Source organism: Paenarthrobacter sp. 22069 (assembly GCF_052046035.1).
In the GTDB taxonomy this organism is placed as follows: domain Bacteria; phylum Actinomycetota; class Actinomycetes; order Actinomycetales; family Micrococcaceae; genus Arthrobacter.
Genome location: NZ_JBQEQF010000008.1, coordinates 23,488 through 40,121, shown reverse-complemented (window position 1 = coordinate 40,121; position 16,634 = coordinate 23,488). Strand labels below are relative to the sequence as shown.

General features: G+C 63.8%; 14 protein-coding genes. 4 read left to right on the top strand and 10 right to left on the bottom strand.

Annotated elements, in window-relative coordinates:
* Positions 1 to 31: 31 nt before the first annotated feature.
* From ACTJK0_RS08210 to ACTJK0_RS08190, 5 genes are all read right to left on the bottom strand, one after another.
* Positions 32 to 1,738, bottom strand: coding sequence for a dipeptide ABC transporter ATP-binding protein (locus ACTJK0_RS08210; RefSeq protein ID WP_440744852.1), 1,707 nt, complete (start codon positions 1,736 to 1,738; stop codon positions 32 to 34).
* An 11-nt stretch (positions 1,739 to 1,749) separates the two neighbouring features.
* Positions 1,750 to 2,694, bottom strand: a complete 945-nt coding sequence (locus tag ACTJK0_RS08205) for an ABC transporter permease (protein ID WP_440744851.1) — start codon at positions 2,692 to 2,694, stop codon at positions 1,750 to 1,752.
* Complete coding sequence (locus tag ACTJK0_RS08200; protein WP_440744850.1) at positions 2,684 to 3,613, bottom strand: ABC transporter permease; 930 nt, start codon at positions 3,611 to 3,613, stop codon at positions 2,684 to 2,686. The genes ACTJK0_RS08205 and ACTJK0_RS08200 overlap by 11 nt, the downstream gene beginning before the upstream one ends.
* A gap of 121 nt (positions 3,614 to 3,734) precedes the next feature.
* A complete protein-coding gene (locus ACTJK0_RS08195) occupies positions 3,735 to 5,420 on the bottom strand; it encodes a peptide ABC transporter substrate-binding protein (protein WP_440744849.1) in 1,686 nt (561 codons plus the stop codon).
* Between the two features lie 286 nt (positions 5,421 to 5,706).
* Complete coding sequence (locus ACTJK0_RS08190) at positions 5,707 to 7,467, bottom strand: ABC transporter family substrate-binding protein (protein ID WP_440744848.1); 1,761 nt, start codon at positions 7,465 to 7,467, stop codon at positions 5,707 to 5,709.
* Positions 7,468 to 7,611: 144 nt separating this feature from the next.
* On the opposite strand from ACTJK0_RS08190, the gene ACTJK0_RS08185 reads away from it, so the two are divergent.
* Positions 7,612 to 8,163 (top strand): DUF3090 domain-containing protein, encoded by a 552-nt coding sequence (locus tag ACTJK0_RS08185; protein WP_440744847.1) that lies wholly within the window; start codon positions 7,612 to 7,614, stop codon positions 8,161 to 8,163.
* Positions 8,164 to 8,232: 69 nt separating this feature from the next.
* On the opposite strand, the gene ychF is transcribed toward ACTJK0_RS08185, so the two are convergent.
* Positions 8,233 to 9,318 (bottom strand): redox-regulated ATPase YchF, encoded by a 1,086-nt coding sequence (gene ychF / locus ACTJK0_RS08180; protein WP_440744846.1) that lies wholly within the window; start codon positions 9,316 to 9,318, stop codon positions 8,233 to 8,235.
* Between the two features lie 90 nt (positions 9,319 to 9,408).
* Here ychF and ACTJK0_RS08175 point away from each other — a divergent pair, with 90 nt between their 5' ends.
* Entirely contained in the window at positions 9,409 to 10,641 is a 1,233-nt protein-coding gene (locus ACTJK0_RS08175; protein WP_440744845.1) for a DNA recombination protein RmuC, read from the top strand.
* Between the two features lie 131 nt (positions 10,642 to 10,772).
* Here ACTJK0_RS08175 and ACTJK0_RS08170 read toward each other — a convergent pair whose 3' ends face one another.
* Together ACTJK0_RS08170 and ACTJK0_RS08165 are read right to left on the bottom strand one after the other, a co-directional pair.
* Positions 10,773 to 11,852 (bottom strand): 4-hydroxy-3-methylbut-2-enyl diphosphate reductase, encoded by a 1,080-nt coding sequence (locus tag ACTJK0_RS08170; protein WP_110541218.1) that lies wholly within the window; start codon positions 11,850 to 11,852, stop codon positions 10,773 to 10,775.
* 9 nt (positions 11,853 to 11,861) lie between these two features.
* Complete coding sequence (locus tag ACTJK0_RS08165) at positions 11,862 to 12,713, bottom strand: hypothetical protein (RefSeq protein ID WP_440744844.1); 852 nt, start codon at positions 12,711 to 12,713, stop codon at positions 11,862 to 11,864.
* A gap of 160 nt (positions 12,714 to 12,873) precedes the next feature.
* Between ACTJK0_RS08165 and xseA the strand changes: the two genes are divergently transcribed.
* Positions 12,874 to 14,220 (top strand): exodeoxyribonuclease VII large subunit, encoded by a 1,347-nt coding sequence (gene xseA, locus ACTJK0_RS08160; RefSeq protein WP_440744843.1) that lies wholly within the window; start codon positions 12,874 to 12,876, stop codon positions 14,218 to 14,220.
* On the top strand, positions 14,217 to 14,435 hold the full coding sequence (locus tag ACTJK0_RS08155) for an exodeoxyribonuclease VII small subunit (protein WP_440744842.1): 219 nt from the start codon (positions 14,217 to 14,219) through the stop codon (positions 14,433 to 14,435). The genes xseA and ACTJK0_RS08155 overlap by 4 nt, the downstream gene beginning before the upstream one ends.
* Before the next feature lie 64 nt (positions 14,436 to 14,499).
* Here ACTJK0_RS08155 and ACTJK0_RS08150 read toward each other — a convergent pair whose 3' ends face one another.
* A complete protein-coding gene (locus ACTJK0_RS08150; RefSeq protein ID WP_110541222.1) occupies positions 14,500 to 15,354 on the bottom strand; it encodes a polyphosphate kinase 2 family protein in 855 nt (284 codons plus the stop codon).
* A gap of 51 nt (positions 15,355 to 15,405) precedes the next feature.
* Entirely contained in the window at positions 15,406 to 16,626 is a 1,221-nt protein-coding gene (locus ACTJK0_RS08145; protein ID WP_110541223.1) for a pyridoxal phosphate-dependent aminotransferase, read from the bottom strand.
* Between the last annotated feature and the right edge of the window lie 8 nt (positions 16,627 to 16,634).

The following is a 16,634-nucleotide window of genomic DNA, read 5'->3' as shown; positions in this document are numbered from 1 at the left end:
CCGGCTCCAGCCGTTTGTCATGCGATTACCGCTACGCCACTTCGGGCGGAAGCATCAGCTTGGCGCCGGGGATGGCGTTGAGCAGCGCCTTCGTGTAATCCTGCCGGGGCGATTCGAAGACCTTGTCCGTGGACCCGGTCTCCACCAGACGGCCCTTCTCCATCACGCACACGTGGTCGGCGATCTGCCGCACCACGGCAAGGTCGTGGGTGATGAAGAGGTAGGTCAGTCCAAGGTTGGCCTGCAGGTCGGCGAGCAGGTTCAGCACCTGGGCCTGCACAAGCACATCCAGGGCTGACACAGCCTCGTCACAGATGATGACCTCGGGGTCCAGTGCCAGCGCACGCGCAATGGCAACACGCTGCCGCTGACCGCCCGACAATTCATTCGGGTACCGCTGCATGGCGGACTGGGGCAACGCCACCTGGTCCAGCAGGGTCCTGACCTTCTTCTCCCGGCTGGCCTGGTCTCCGATCTTGTGGACCCGGAGCGGCTCCTCGATGGTCCGGTAGATGTTGTACATCGGATCGAGGGAACCGTACGGGTCCTGGAAGATCGGCTGGACGCGCCGGCGGAACTTGAACAGTTCGGCAGGCTTGAGCGCAGAGGTGTCGACGCCGTCGAACAGGATCCTGCCCTCCGTCGGCTTTTCCAGCTGCAGCACCATCTTGGCCACTGTGGACTTGCCGGACCCGGACTCCCCCACGATCGCCGTCGTGGTTCCCCGCCGGACATCGAAGCTCACGCCGTCGACGGCCGCGAAATCCGTGGCTTTGCCCAGCCCCTGGCGGAGCTTGTACACCTTCCGCAGGTCCTGGATCTGCAGGAAGGTTTCGGACTTCACTGCCTCGGCGGCAGGCGCGAGCAGGTCCGCCGTCTCCACGCCCTGCTCCTTGGCGACCTGGATGCGGCGGCTGGCCAGGGACGGGGCAGACTCGACGAGCCGCTTGGTGTACGGGTGCTGGGGATTGCGGAGCAGTTCCAGTGACGGTCCCGCTTCGACAACCCGGCCCTGGTACATCACCACGACCTTGTCCGCCCGCTCCGCAGCGAGGCCCAGGTCGTGGGTGATCAGCAGGACCGAGGTGCCCAGTTCGTCCGTCATCTTTTCCAGGTGGTCCAGGATCTGCCGCTGCACGGTGACGTCAAGGGCCGACGTCGGCTCGTCCGCGATCAGCAGGCGCGGCTGGCAGGACAGGCCAATGGCGATCAGCGCGCGCTGGCGCATGCCCCCAGAGAACTCGTGCGGGTACTGGTTCGCCCGGCGCTTGGCGTCCGGCAGTCCAGCTTCGGACAGCACCTTGGCGATGTCATCCGGTCCGCTGGGCCGCCCGTTGGCGCGCAGCGTCTCCTTGACCTGGTAACCGATCTTCCACACGGGATTCAGGTTGGACATCGGGTCCTGCGGCACCATGCCGATAGTGTTGCCGCGCAGTTCAATCATCCGATGCTCGCTCGCGTGGGCGATGTCCTCGCCATCGAGCAGGATCTGTCCGCCGGACACCCTGCCGTTGTTGGGCAGGAGGCCGATGGCGGCCAGCGCGGTGGTGGACTTGCCCGAACCCGACTCCCCCACAATCGCCACCGTTTCACCAGGCATGATGGTCAGGTGTGCGTTTCGCACCGCCTGGACATCACCGCCGCCGGTCTTGAAGGTGATGGCGAGGTCGCGGATTTCGAGCAGCGGCCTGACGCCGGTGGTGCCGAGTTCATCAATGCGGACGTCTGGAGTTGTCATCTCTTTATCTCTCATCGCTGACGGCTCTTCGGGTCGAGGGCGTCGCGCACGGCGTCGCCCAGCATGATGAAGCTCAACACCGTGATGGAAAGCGCGGCGGCCGGGTAGAGCAAAATCTCCGGCTTGGTGCGGATTGACGACTGAGCCGCGGCAATGTCGTGGCCCCAGGACATGATGCCCTCCGGTAAACCAATTCCGAGGAAGGACAGCGTCGCTTCGGCCACGATAAAGACGCCCAGCTCCAGCGTTGCGAGCACGATCACAGGCGCCAGGGCGTTGGGCAGGACATGCCGCACCAGGGCACCGAACTTCGAAACGCCCAGAGCACGCGCAGCGGTGACGAAGTCCGCGTTGCGTACCTCTATCACTGCACCCCTGGTAATGCGCGCCATTTGTGGCCAGGCCAACACAGCGATGACGAACACAACTGTCCACACGCTTTTGTTCTGGCGGAATACCGGTAGCTGCGTGATGACCAAGGCGCCCAGAATCAGGGGCAGGGCGAAGAAGATGTCACCGAGTCGGGCAAGGACAATGTCGAGCCAGCCACCGTAGAAGCCTGCGAGTGCGCCGAACGTCACGCCCACGATCAGGACGCAAAGCACGGAGAGCAGGCCGACGGAGAGTGAGGCCTGTGTGCCGTGGATGACCCTGGAGTAGACGTCGCAGCCCTGGAAGGTGAAACCGAACGGGTGTCCCGCGGTGGGGCCGCCCTCCGAGTTGGCAAGTTCACAGCCGGCGTTGGGCGGGGTTGAGGTGAAGAGGCCCGGGAACAGCGCAATCACGATCAGGGCAAGGATCAGCAGGGCCGAGATGATGAACAGCGGACGACGGCGGAGCTTGCGCCAGGCGTCTGCCCAGAGGCTGAGCGGCGCCTGGTCAGTCTTGACGGCGTCGGTTGCCTGCAGGGGTGTCTCGTCGATGGGGGCCACGAAGTGGCTGTTATTACTGGTCATAGCGGATCCTCGGGTCAAGCCAGGCGTACAGGAGATCGACAAGCAGGTTGGCCACCACGAACACCAGCACCAGCACGCTGACGATGGAAACGATGGTGGGGCCTTCACTGCGGAGGACAGCCTGGTAGAGCTTGTTGCCTACGCCGGGAACGTTGAAGATGCCCTCTGTAACAATGGCACCGCCCATGAGGCCGCCAAGGTTGGCGCCCAGGTAAGTCACCACCGGGATCAGCGAGTTGCGCAGGATGTGCGCCAGGACCACCCGCGGCCGGGAAAGGCCCTTGGCGGTTGCCGTCCGCACAAAGTCGGCATTCATACTCTCGCTCACTGATGCACGCGTCAGGCGGAGCACGTAGGCAAACGACACCAGACCAAGGACGACCGCCGGCAGCAGCAGGTTGACCCAGTCTGCGTTCGCGCCCACAGTCGGTTTTGCCCAGCCAAGCTGCACACCGAAGACAAGTTGGAAGACGAAGCCGAGAACAAAAGTCGGCACCGCGATAACCACCAGGGACGCGACAAGGACCGTCGAGTCAAACCAGCTGCCGCGGCGGAGGCCGGCAAAGACGCCGAAGGCAACCCCGAAGACCGCCTGGATAATGAGAGCTTCCACGGCGAGCATCGCCGTTACGGGGAAGACACGGGCCAACGTCGCCGCAATCGGCTGGCCGGTAAAGTCGTTCCCCAGATTGAAAGTGAAAAGGTTCTGCAGGAAAATCCCATACTGGACCCAGAAGGGCTGATCCAGATGGTACTGGCTTCGCAGTGTGTCAATCACCGACTGCGGCGGCTGGCGGTCTCCGAAGAGAGCCGCAATGGGGTCACCTGGGAGGGCGAACACCATGTAGTAGACCAAAAGCGTGGTGCCGAGGAAGACGGGGATCACCTGGAGAAGTCGACGCAGGATATAGCGGACCACGAGATCACCGGCCTTCGGGGCAAGAAGAGAGGGGTTTCATATGTGCCTTCCTACCGTGCAAGCGAATGGGGGCCCGGCCAAAAACCGGACCCCCATCCTGACGGTAAGTTAGATCCTGGGATTACTTAGCCGTGATGTTGTAGTAGAGAATGGCGCCATTCCAGCCGGTTTCGGCCTTGACAACGTTGTTGCTCCACACGATCGGCACTGTGTAGTCCCAGAGAGGCAGGCCTGGAAGATCCTGGAAGAGGATCTCCTGCGCCTTGTTGAACTTGTCGTTCGCATCAGCTGTGGACTTGGCGGCCAGCCCTTCCTTGAGGAGTTTGTCGAACTCAGGGTTCGAGTACTTCTCATAGTTCGAGGATGCGCCGGTCGCCCAGACCGGTCCGAGGAAGTTGTAGAGCGACGGGTAGTCTGCCTGCCAGCCGGCCCGAGTCAGCCCGGGCAGCTGCTGCGACTTGCGCAGGTTCAGGACTTCAGCGAACTTGGCGAAGGGCTGGATTTCAGCCTGGATCCCCAGGTTGTTCTTGAAGCCGTTGGCGACGGCATCGATCCACTCCTTGTGGCCGCCGTCGGTGTTGGAGGCAATCTGAAGCGGCTTGGAACCGTCGTATGGCTTGATCTTCTCCGCTTGCGCCCAGAGGTCCTTGGCCTTGGCGGGATCAAAGTTCAGGACCTCGCTGCCCGGAATGTTGTCCTTGAAGCCTTCGATGACGGGCGGGGCGAATGCCTTCGCAGGCTTGCGCGTGCCGTTGAAAACAACCTTGGTGATTTCCTCGCGGTTGATGGCGTAGGAAAGGGCCTGGCGCCTAAGCTTGCCGGCCTCACCCTGGAAGTTCGGGTTGTAGGAAGGAATGTTAAGAGTGGCGTCCGTCGCAACAGGCTTGGCAGCATTCCGGTCCTGGAAATCTGTGGTGTAAGTCTTCAAGGCGTTGGACGGCAGGACATCCGTGACGTCCAGGTTGTCGGACTGCAGGTCGGTGTAGGCGGGACCCGGATCAGTGTAGAACTTGAAGGTCACGCCGCCGTTCTTTGCCTCGCGGGGTCCGCTGTAGTCCGGGTTCTTCACGAGCGAGATGGACTGGTCGTGAACCCAGGCACCGGTCTTGGCGAACTTGTAGGGACCGTTGCCCACCGGGTTCTCGCCGTACGTCTTGGGATCAGCAAGCGCGGCGGAGGGAAGCGGGAAGTAGGCCGAGTAGCCCAGGCGCAGGGACCAGTCAGCCTCCGGCTGGGCCAGCTTGACGGTGATGGTCGAGTCGTCCGTAGCCGCTAGGCCCGACATGGTGTCGGCTTTGGGAGCGGGTGTGGTGGTTGTCTTGCCGTCAGCACCCGTAGTCGATGTAACGGCGGAGACATCGTCATAGCCCGCAATGGACTCGAAGAAGAAGCCATTAGCCTGGAGGTTTTTGGAATTCGCCGCGAAGTTCCAGGAGTCCACGAAGGTTTTTGCGGTTACTGCTTCGCCGTTGGTGAACTTTGAACCCTGCTTGACCTTGATGGTCCAGTTCTGGCCATCAGTCGAGTCAATGGAATCAGCAAGGGCGTTAACCGGCTTGCCGCTGGGATCGTAAGTACGAAGGCCCTCGAAGAGCAGTTCGACAACGTGGCTGCCGTATGCCTCGTTGGTGTTGGCCGGGAGCAGCGGGTGCTGCGGTTCATTGTTGTACGCCGTGATGACCTTATTCGGGTCGCCGGCCGCGTTGCTGGACCCGTTGGTGCTGCCGCCGCCGCTGCCGCATCCGGTTAGGGCGAGCGCGGCGATTGCCACGATGCCCAGTGCTTTGGAAGTGCGCGTAAAACGCATTCCGCCTCCTATGAGTTGTGGGAGAGATATATAGGGGATTCTTGTGCTTCCCCGCAGGCCGGACGCAGCTCACAGCTGTGACGAAACCTACATATACGGGTTAGCCTAACCGCACGAAGTCCAAATACTGGTACTCCGTTGCCAAACCGTGACCGGCGCAGTCAAATACCCCGGACTGCGGTGGGCAGTTACGCACGTCACATGCTACTCGCCAGTAAGCCCGACGGCGAATCGGCGGAGGAAAGCCTCCGCAAGGGCCAAAGGACCCTCAAAAGATCCCGGTGCGCTAGGACAGCCGCCACTCCCAGACGTTCCACCACACGCCGAGCGGACCGGGACTGGTTTTCACGCCGGCCACCCGGGAGTTGAAGGCTGTTGTCCCCAGTGTTTGGTAGAGCGGGAGGCCGTATGCGTCCTCCCAGACATGTTTGTCGATTTCGGCCAGGAGTTCGTCCTGTTTGCCCAGGTCCGTGGTGACAACCAGTTGCTCCATGACCTTGTCCGCGTCGCCGTCGGAATATCCGGTGAAGTTGCTGCCTGCGCCGGTGCGGAAAATCTGGGGCACCCGGCTGACGCCTTCCTCTGTGCCGATCCATCCGGACAGGGATGCGTCATAACCGCCCCGGCTCAGCGTTGCTGCCCAGTCCCCGCTTGCCTGCCCGCCGTCGACCACTTTGAAGCCGGCCAGGCCGGCGGAATCCCGAATGAGCGCAAATGCCTTGGCCCGGTTGGGGTTGTCCCGGTTGTAGAGGATCCGGACAGTGGGAGTGGCACCTTTCAGGAGCTTCTTCGCCACATCGATGTCCACTTCCGCGTAGTCAGAGGATCCGTTGTTCTTCACCGTGTCCGCGTACTTTGGCTGACCGGGCAGGAACACGTGGGAATCCAGCGGCTTGTTGTCAGGTCCCTGCGTACCCAGCACGGCATCCACGATTGCCTGCCGCGGAACCGTTTTGAGGAAGGCCTCCCGGACGTCCTTCTCCGCAAACGGTCCGGAGAAGTTCAGGTCCAGATGGTCGTAGCCGGATTGCTTGTACCGCTCGACGGTGATGCCTTGGCTGGACAGGCCGGTGAGGAGGCTGTCCGTGGCCGCAGAGGGCTGGGGCGAGATGATGTCCGCCTGGCCGTTCCTGAGTGCATCAACGGCCGGAGGCACTGCACCCGTGAACCTCACATTGATTTCGTCGAGCCACGGCTCGGCGCCCCAGACGTAGTCGCGGTTCCGGACAAGCTTCATGGACACTTCGGGGACGATGTCACGCACAATGTACGGGCCGCTGGAAAGGTAGAGGGCTGGATCGTCCGGAAGGGCTTTCGTGTCGAATCCGGTGTTCCAGAAGTCGCTGATCTTCTTCAAGGCAGGATGGGAGGCCGGTTTCTCCGGGTTGCCGCGCGGCGTGTCCTTGAGCAGTTCAACAAGGTCCTCTTCGTCCGTGAGGCCGCTCTTGGCAGCGACCACATGGGCCGGGAGTCCGACGTCGAACGCCACTTCCCAGTCAGCGTAGGGTTCGGCGTATTCGATGGTGATGGAACGGTTGTCCTCGCCGATCTCCGGAAACTTCGTGCCCGCCAGGCCTGTGGTGCCGGAGGCCGCCGCAAAGTATTTTGTGCCTTTCCCGGCGGCCGGATCGACGTCGTCGAAGTACCCGGATCCTGCCGCCCAGCTCAGGAGGAGGTCGGCGGCGCCGATGGGAGCGCCGTCCGACCACTTGACGCCCTCGTTGACCGTGTACTTCACCTTCAGCGGCTGGTCGGAGACCTTTTCGAAGTGGCCGAACTTGTCGTTCCGGACCACCTTCGAACTGTCATCGAGGTAGAAGAAGCCGGAGTGCGTAATGGCGCCGATTTTTGAATTGATGTCGGTGTTGCCGTTGGCGCTGTAAGGGTTGAAGGAGGAAAAGGCGTTGACCTCCGCGACCGTGACGCTTCCGCCGCGTTTTGCCTCGCCGACCACCACGGAGGGCGCACTGCCGCCGGAACAGCCGGCCAGGACAAGGGCAGCCGACAACGCCGCGGTGAGCAATTGCAACAGGCGCCGGACCGGCATGCCGCCTCCTTGTGATTTCCCTCAGGGGACCCGGCCGCCGGAATGGCGCCCTACAGATTCAGGATAAGCCGTGCCGGCGTCCGGCTGCGGACCCGGCGGACTCATCCTGTCCAGCGGTGAACCTCATGTGCCTAGAATACTGAGATGTCCACACGTGTTCACGAGTTTGACTGGCCTGACCGGGTTGTCGTTGGCACCATCGGCCTCCCGGGGGCGCGTACCTTCTACCTGCAGGTACGCGCAGGGACGCAGGTGGTGAGCATTGCCCTGGAGAAACAGCAATCGGCTCTGCTCGCGGAGAAGATCGACGAAATCCTCGACCAGCTCATGACCGTCGAGGGCAACCCCTTCAGCGTTCCCGCGGGTACTCCCCTTGAACTTGTTGACAATGACCAGCTTGAGGCCGTCCAGGAGCAGTTCCGCACCGGCGCAATGAGCTTGGGCTGGGACCCAGCCACGGCCCAGGTGATTATTGAGGCCCGCCCCATCGCGGATGCGGAGGCGGATGACGACGAACCGCTTACTGGGGACGGAACCGGCGAGCACGAAATGCTGCTGGTGCGGATGCCGGTCGGCACCGCCCGCGCCTTCGCCAAGCGCACACGGGAGATCGTGGGTGCCGGTCGTCCGACGTGCCCCCTCTGTGGCTACCCCATCGACCCCGACGGGCACACCTGCACTCTCCCGGAGTCCTGATGCACAAAGGAGTTAGCCGCTAAGAACACTGTTCGCAGCGGCTAACTCCTTTTGTGTGCGCGTCGGGTACTAGACGTTGAAGCGGAACTCCACCACGTCGCCGTCGGCCATGACGTATTCCTTGCCTTCGATCCGGACCTTGCCGCGGGACTTTGCCTCAGCCATGGATCCGGCGTCGACGAGGTCCTCGAAGGAGACCACTTCCGCCTTGATGAAGCCTCGCTGGAAGTCGGAGTGGATGACGCCGGCGGCCTGCGGTGCGGTGTCACCCTGCCGGATGGTCCAGGCACGGGCTTCCTTGGGGCCGGCCGTCAGATAGGTCTGCAGCCCCAGGGTGTGGAATCCGACGCGCGCCAGCTGGTCCAGCCCGGATTCTTCCTGGCCGTTCATTTCGAGCATTTCCCGCGCTTCTTCCTCGTCCAGTTCAACGAGGTCCGCCTCGAGCTTGGCATCGAGGAAGATGCAGTCTGCCGGGGCCACCATGGCGCGCAGCTCTTCCTGTTTTTCGGGGCTGCCCAGGATGCCTTCGTCGGCATTGAACACGTAGATGAACGGCTTGGCCGTCAGCAGGCCGAGCTCCTTGAGGTGTTCCATCTCCAGCTTGTCGCTCTTGATCGAGGAGTAGATGGTGTCGCCGCGCTCCAGCACCGCCTGGGCAGCCTTGATCGCTGCCAGTTCAGCGGCTTCCCGCTTCTTGATCTTGACCTCTTTTTCGATCCGGGGGATCGCCTTTTCGATGGTCTGCAGGTCGGCGAGGATCAGCTCGGTGTTGATGGTTTCCATGTCCGAGCGCGGATCTACCTTGCCGTCAACGTGCACGACGTCGGGGTCGTCAAAAACACGGACGACTTCCGCGATGGCCTCAGCCTCGCGGATGTTGGCCAGGAACTGGTTGCCCAGGCCCTCCCCTTCGGATGCGCCCTTGACGATGCCGGCGATGTCGACGAAGGACACGGCTGCGGGCAGGATCCGCTGCGAGCCGAAGATTCCGGCGAGCTGCTGCAGGCGGGAGTCCGGGAGGTTCACGACGCCCACGTTGGGTTCGATGGTGGCGAACGGATAGTTCGCGGCCAGGACCTGGTTGCGGGTGAGCGCGTTGAAGAGGGTTGATTTGCCGACGTTGGGCAGTCCGACGATGCCAATAGTAAGAGCCACGAGCATTGATTCTACCCGCAGGGCCCCGGCGGCCAGTACCGGCGGATGTCACTGCCCGGGATTGTCAGAGGCCCGTGCAACAGTGAAGCCATGGATGCTTTTGCCTTGATTCTGGCCCTACTCATGTTGCTGCTCGGTGCGCTTGCCGGCGCGGCAGCCACCTATTTTTCGCTGCGGCGGAACACGCACGCAGTGGAAGCGGACTTCGACGCCGTCTCGTCCCGGCTTTCGGAGGTCACGGCCCAGTTGGCAGCGGCCGACGCCGAACGGCGGCTTTTGGCGGCACAGAACCGGGAGCTTGGTGAGGCAAGGAACCAGGACGGCAGCGTCCTGCGTGCACTGGCCCCCGTGGCGGAAAAGCTTTCCGCGGTCCAGCACCAGGTGGCATTGCTGGAGCGGGACCGGGTGGAACAATACGGCCAGCTGGCCCAGCAGCTTCAGGAGGCCCGGCTTTCGGATGAACAGCTGATCAGGTCCACGCACGCCCTTGAGTCAGCGCTGCGCTCCAACAGCGCCAGGGGCCAGTGGGGTGAGGTGCAGTTGCGGCGCGTGGTGGAAGCTGCGGGGATGCTGCGGCACGTGGATTTCGTGGAGCAAGTTCACAGCGCCGGCCACGAATCGGCCGTCCGCCCCGACCTTGTGGTGCAGCTGCCGGGCCAGAAACAACTGGTGGTGGATGCAAAGGTCCCCTTGTCGTCCTATCTTGAGGCCCAGGAACTGGGCGCCCTTGATCCGCGCGCGGGGGGCCTGCAGCCGGGATCGCAGGCAGCTGCCGACGGACGGAACCGGCAGGCGCTGCTGGCTGCCCATGCCAAGGCGCTCCGGGCCCACGTGGACGCGCTCGGCAACAAGAAATACTGGGACATCCCCGGCAACTCCCCCGAACTGGTGGTTTGCTTCATTCCCGCCGAGTCGATCCTTGCAGCCGCCCTGGAGGCGGACGCCGGGCTCCTGGACCATGCATTGTCCAGGAACGTGGTCCTTGCGTCGCCGGGTACCCTGCTGGCCGTGCTGAAATCCGTGGCGTTCACGTGGCGCCAGGACGTGCTGACGGACAATGCCCGCGAGCTGTTCGAGCTGGCGCGGCAGCTGTACGACCGCATGGGAACCCTGGGTGAGAACGTCAGCAAGCTGGGTTCCTCGCTGAAGACGTCTGTGGACCGCTACAACGCCATGGTGGGCACCCTGGAGGCCCGTGTCCTGCCCACGGCGCGGAAGCTCAACAGCCTTGAGGAGTCCGGCCTGGTGACACCCCCCGTTGTCGAGGTGACACCCCGCGCCCTGGCGGCGCCTGAGCTCCAGGGCAACGACGAGGCAGCCTGACAAGGGTTATGAATGCGGTAAGGGCCGGGCAGTTGTTAGCTGCCCGGCCCTTCGTGGCTTACGCCGCGACCGCCGGTTTGACCGCGGAACCGGCGTCGGCCGCGGAACCGGTGTCGGCCGCGGGAGCGCTGTCAGCTGCGGGAGCGGCGCCCGCCGAGGGCCCGGCTCACGTCCCCGGCCTGCTTCAGCGTTGCACGGAGTTCCTTGGGCAGCGAGAACAGGAGATCTTCTTCAGCCGTGACGACTTCTTCCACGGTCCCGTAGCCGTAATCGGCCAGGAGCCTCAGCACATCCTGCACCAGCACTTCCGGCACGGAAGCGCCGGACGTGACTCCCACGGTGGCAACGCCTTCGAACCATGCTTCGTCGACCTCATTGGCGAAGTCCACGCGGTAGGAGGCCTTGGCGCCGTATTCCAGGGCCACCTCCACCAGCCGCACGGAGTTGGAGGAGTTTGCCGAGCCCACGACAATCACGAGGTCGGCCTTGGGGGCGATCTTCTTGATGGCCACCTGGCGGTTGGTGGTGGCGTAGCAGATGTCATCGCTGGGCGGATCCTGCAGGGTTGGGAACCGCTCCTTGAGCAACCGGACCGTCTCCATGGTCTCGTCAACGCTCAGCGTGGTCTGGGACAGCCAGATGACCTTCTCGGGATCGCGGACGGTTACCTTGTCCACCTCGTGGGGTCCGTTGATGATCTGGATGTGTTCCGGCGCCTCACCGGCGGTGCCTTCCACTTCTTCGTGCCCGTCGTGGCCAATAAGGAGGATGTCGAAATCATCCTTGGCGAAGCGGACGGCCTCCTTGTGGACCTTGGTGACAAGAGGACAAGTGGCGTCGATGGTGCGCAGGCCGCGGTCTTCCGCGGACTCAACCACAGCCGGGGACACGCCGTGGGCGGAGAAGATCACCAGCGCGCCTTCGGGTACTTCGTCAGTCTCGTCGACGAAGATGGCGCCCTTTTCCTCCAAGGAGGTGACCACGTGGACGTTGTGGACAATCTGCTTGCGGACATACACCGGCGGCCCATAGTGTTCCAGGGCCTTTTCGACGGCGATCACCGCCCGGTCGACGCCGGCGCAGTAGCCGCGGGGGGCAGCCAGGAGCACCTTCTTGGTGCCGTTCACCGGGGCTGCAGCTGCTACTTCCTCAGGCGAACGGCGCCTGCGCGGAATGGTGGGCATCGAAAGGGATACGGCCGAGGTGGTCATCCCTCCATGTTAGCGGCTGGTCCGCGGCCGTTTCCGGGATGCGAACAACGTCACAACGCCTGCTGCCACCAGGACACCGCCGGCCACAGCGGCGGCGGTGATCCACGTTTGGAAGTCCGCTCCTGCCGCACCGAGGAATTCGTCCCGGAACATGTTGGCCACCGCGTTGCCGGTGTCTGCGGCCTGCGCCCGGGCAGTGCCAAGCTGCAGGCCCACGGCCCACACCGCCGCCAATACCAGCCCGCCAAAACCTGCGGCCAGCAACACTGTCCAGCGGCGGCGTGATGCCACGAGCGCCAGCAGGAACGCTACGGCTGAGCCGATGGCAATCACGTAGCCCATGGGCGCGTACATGGCCAGCCGCTCCGTCCATTCCTTCTGCACCGGCTGGCCCACGTTGATCAGGGTCTGTCCCGGCGGGTCGAGCGGCAGCCGGGTGGTGCGCGAGATTTCCTCGGAGCCGAGGGCAACCAACGGCGCGACGTCGAGGGTGAGCGTGGAGGCCGACGCACCTCCCTGCGACCCGGCAGCGGGATTGGCGAAGCTCAAGCGGTGGCTTCTGCGCAGCGTCTCCTCCCACGCGGCCGGATATCCGGGAAGCCCCGTCAACGACTCTGCCGCCTGCTCAATCATGGGCTGGATCAGCCCGGAGAGGAACCCGGGAACGGATCCGGTATCAATTGTCCCCACCGCCGCAGCGGCCAACCTTTTCTGGAAGTCCGGATCCTTGCCAAGCGGAGCCGCGAGGCGGACGAACCCATCTTCCTGGACGATGTTCCGGTCCACCCAGATGGCGGGAACGGCAACGGCGGCCAGGAGGATGCCGAGCACGGTAGCAACGGCAGAGACAAAAGTACGCACAACAGGTCCTTCGGGTTGGGGGCCTTATCCCATCCTAGGCAGGGTCCGCGGACTGCCGCTGTCAGTGCCCGGTGATACTGCTTACGGATATGGTTGATTGACCGTCCATAACAACTGAAGGACCGCATGCCCGCAGCACCAGCTCCCCAACGGCGTCCGCATGTCTGACCAGGCGTCTCTTCCTGGTACTGCCTCCACGACGCTGCCCGCCACCGCCGCGGAAACCAGTCCGGACAACCCATGGCCGCTGCAGCTGCTGTCGCAGAAGCTGAAAGCCCATATCGACCGCACACCGTCGGCGTGGGTGGAAGGCCAGGTCATTGAGCTGAACCGGCGCGGCACCAACGCCTATCTCACCCTCCGCGACGTCGACGCGGAGGTATCCCTCCCTGCATCAGTGTGGACCAAGGTGCTGGAACGGCAGAACCTTCCGCTGGAGCGCGGTTCGCGTGTGGTGGCCCTGCTGAAACCGGAGTTCTGGCTGAAGACCGGCAGGCTCAACATGCTGGTGCGGGACATCCGGCCAGTGGGGCTGGGCGATCTGCTGGCGAGGATCGAGCGGCTCCGTCAGGCCCTGGCAGCAGAGGGCCTGTTCGCCGATTCCCGAAAGAAGCCGCTCCCCCTGCTGCCGCACCGTATCGGCCTGATCACGGGGCGCGACTCCGACGCCAAGAAGGACATTCTCCGCAACTCGGCCCTGAGGTGGCCTGCAGTTGAGTTCGAGATCCGCGAGGTTGCTGTCCAGGGGAACACCGCCGTAGCCCAGGTGGTCCGCGCCCTGCGTGAGCTGGACGAACGGCCGGACGTGGATGTCATTGTCATCGCCCGGGGCGGCGGCGCGCTGGAGGATCTCTTGCCCTTCAACAGCGAGGACCTCATCCGTGCCGTGGCCGCTGCAGCCACGCCCGTGGTGAGTGCGATCGGCCATGAGGCCGACCGGCCCCTGCTGGACTACGTGGCGGACCTGCGTGCCTCCACCCCTACCGATGCCGCCAAGCGGATCGTCCCCGAGGTCTCCGAGGAACTCGCCGGTGTGCGCCAGGCGCGGGAACAGCTGCGGCGCTCTATGGAACGGTTGGTGGACCGGGAATCGGACCGGCTGGCGGCACTGCACTCGCGGCCCGTGATGGCGGCGCCGGAGGGCATGGTGTCGGGCCGGGCCGAGGAAATCGAGCGGCTGCTGCGCCGTTCCTCTGCTGCCGTGAGCTCCACGGTGGTGCGGGCCGCAGACCAGCTGGAGCACCTCAAAGCACAGGTGCGCGCACTGTCACCACAAAAGACCCTGGACCGGGGGTACGCCGTCGTCGAACTGGCGGGAGACCAGGCGGCCCGGATCGCCCAGGCCGGCCATGCCGTTGTCCGTCGCCCCGCCGAGGCACCGGCCGGCGCGGCCCTGTCCATCCGGGTGGCGGAGGGACGCTTCGGCGCCACCTCCACCGGCCCGGCGCAGTCCACAGGTGCAATGCAACCAGGAAACCCGAACCACGAATTGGAAGAGAAGGCATGAGCGAACAGAAACAAGAATCGGAAGTCGCAGCCCTCAGCTACGAGGAAGCGCGGGAACAGCTCATCGCCGTAGTGGGCCGGTTGGAGGCCGGAGGGGCAAGCCTCGAGGAGTCCTTGGCCCTGTGGGAGCGCGGTGAGGCACTGGCCGCGCGCTGCGAGGAGTGGCTGGAAGGCGCACGGAAGCGGTTGGCCGCCGCCCGGGACCAACCGCTGTAACGGACCAAACGCTGCAGGCGGTGATTATCCCCTGCAACGTGCCCGACCACGGTTAACGCGGGCGTCAGGAACGCGCCACGAGTTCGCGCTCGGCTGCGACATCGAACTCAGCCTTGGGCCACTTCAGGTTCATGCCGGAGAGCGCACCCAGCAGGAGCTGTTGGACGGCGATCCGGGCGAACCACTTCTTGTTGGCGGGAACCACGTGCCAGGGTGCGGCAGCCGTGCTGGTTTCCTCGATCGCTGCCTGGTAGGCATCCATGTAGTCATCCCAGAAAGCACGTTCGTCCAGGTCACCATGGCTGTATTTCCAGTGCTTGGCCGGGTTGTCCAGCCGGGCCAGCAGCCGTTTCTTCTGCTCCTCCCCGCTGATGTGGAGCATCACCTTAACGATCTTCGTGCCGGAGTCGGTCAGCCTGGACTCAAACTCGTTGATGGCCACGTACCGCCGCTTGATTTCGTCCGGGCTGGCCCAGCCGTGGACACGGTGGATCAGGACGTCCTCGTAATGCGACCGGTCGAAGACACCCACCATCCCGGCAGCCGGCACTTCCTTCTCGATGCGCCACAGGAAGTCGTAGGACTTTTCCTCATCCGTGGGGGCCTTGAACGCCTTGAACTGGACGCCCTGAGGGTTCATGGCCGCCATCACGTGACTGACGATGCCGCCCTTGCCCGCGGTGTCCATTGCCTGTAGGACCAACAGGATCCGTTTGGTCCCGCCGAAGCGGGATTCGGCAAAGAGCTTTTCCTGCAACCCGGAGAGCTCGTCGTCCATCCCGGCCAGCAGGAGCTTGCCGTCGTCCTTGTTGCCGCTGTAGCCGGGTGTCGCACCGGGGTCCACGTCCGCCAGGGAAAACGCCTCCCCTGCCCGCAGGGTTTTAGAAGGGTGCTGGTCGAAATCGACGACGCGGGCCATGGGGTTCCTTTCCGCAAGCGCTGCACGGACCGGCAGGCCCGTGTGCACAGGCTAGTTCCCCTGGTACCTGCTTAGGAAGTCCCCCATCCTGCCGATGGCTTCCTCAATGTCCTTGACGTTGGGCAGGGTAACCATTCGGAAGTGGTCCGGGCGCACCCAGTTGAATGCCCTGCCGTGCGACACCAGGATCTTCTCTTCCTTCAGCAGATCCAGGACGAACTTCTCGTCATCCCGGATGTGGTACACCTCAGGGTCGAGCTTCGGGAACAGGTACAGGGCACCACGGGCCTGTTGCGTACTGACACCGGGAATGGCGTTCAGCATGTCGTAGGCCTTGTTGCGCTGCTCCAGGAGCCGGCCACCGGGAAGGATCAAGTCAGTGATGCTCTGGTAGCCGCCCAGCGCCGTCTGGATGGCGTGCTGGGCCGGAACGTTCGCGCACAACCGCATGTTCGCGAGCAGGTTGATGCCTTCAAGGTAGTCCGCGGCGTCCTTCTTTGGACCGGAAATCGCCATCCACCCGGCCCGGTAGCCGCAGACCCGGTAGGCCTTGGACAGTCCGCTGAAGGTCAGGCACAGGACGTGGTCCCCGGTGAGCTTGGCGAGGTTCACATGGACGGCGTCTTCGTACAGGATCTTCTCGTAGATCTCGTCGGCGAAAATCACCAGGCCGTGCTTTTCCGCAAGCGCAACAATGCGCTGGAGCGTTTCCTCCGGGTAGACGGCACCGGTGGGATTGTTGGGGTTGATCACCACGATCCCCTTGGTGCGGGGCGTGATCTTGGCTTCCATGTCCTCCAGGTCAGGCTGCCAGCCGGAGTCCTCGTCGCAGAGGTAGTGGACAGGTTTCCCGCCGGCCAGAGCCACGGAGGCGGTCCACAGCGGGTAGTCCGGGGTGGGAATCAGGACTTCGTCGCCCGAATCCAGCAGTGCCATCAGGGACATGGTGATCAGCTCACTGACGCCGTTGCCCAGGTAGATGTCGTCGACATGGATGTTCTGGATGTCGCGGGTCTGGTAGTACTGCGACACGGCGGTGCGCGCGGAAAAAATGCCGCGGGAATCACTGTAGCCCTGCGCATGCGGCAGGTGGCGGATCATGTCCACCAGGATGGCGTCCGGCGCTTCAAAGCCGAACGGGGCCGGGTTGCCGATGTTCAGCTTGAGGATCCGGTGGCCCTCCGCCTCCATCTGCTGGGCGGCCTGCAGGATCGGTCCACGGATGTCATAGAGAACGTTGTGAAGCTTCGTGGACTGCCTGAATTCTGCCATCCCTCAAA

Bases quoted from the DNA above. Each gene is read 5' to 3' on its own strand.
- ACTJK0_RS08195 (WP_440744849.1), bottom strand. From the start codon at position 5,420: ATGCGTTTTACGCGCACTTCCAAAGCACTGGGCATCGTGGCAATCGCC.
- ACTJK0_RS08150 (WP_110541222.1), bottom strand. From the start codon at position 15,354: ATGGCCCGCGTCGTCGATTTCGACCAGCACCCTTCTAAAACCCTGCGG.
- ACTJK0_RS08145 (WP_110541223.1), bottom strand. From the start codon at position 16,626: ATGGCAGAATTCAGGCAGTCCACGAAGCTTCACAACGTTCTCTATGAC.
- ACTJK0_RS08175 (WP_440744845.1), top strand. From the start codon at position 9,409: ATGGATGCTTTTGCCTTGATTCTGGCCCTACTCATGTTGCTGCTCGGT.
- xseA (WP_440744843.1), top strand. From the start codon at position 12,874: ATGTCTGACCAGGCGTCTCTTCCTGGTACTGCCTCCACGACGCTGCCC.
- ACTJK0_RS08170 (WP_110541218.1), bottom strand. From the start codon at position 11,852: ATGACCACCTCGGCCGTATCCCTTTCGATGCCCACCATTCCGCGCAGG.
- ACTJK0_RS08185 (WP_440744847.1), top strand. From the start codon at position 7,612: ATGTCCACACGTGTTCACGAGTTTGACTGGCCTGACCGGGTTGTCGTT.
- ACTJK0_RS08205 (WP_440744851.1), bottom strand. From the start codon at position 2,694: ATGACCAGTAATAACAGCCACTTCGTGGCCCCCATCGACGAGACACCC.
- ACTJK0_RS08155 (WP_440744842.1), top strand. From the start codon at position 14,217: ATGAGCGAACAGAAACAAGAATCGGAAGTCGCAGCCCTCAGCTACGAG.
- ACTJK0_RS08210 (WP_440744852.1), bottom strand. From the start codon at position 1,738: ATGACAACTCCAGACGTCCGCATTGATGAACTCGGCACCACCGGCGTC.
- ACTJK0_RS08190 (WP_440744848.1), bottom strand. From the start codon at position 7,467: ATGCCGGTCCGGCGCCTGTTGCAATTGCTCACCGCGGCGTTGTCGGCT.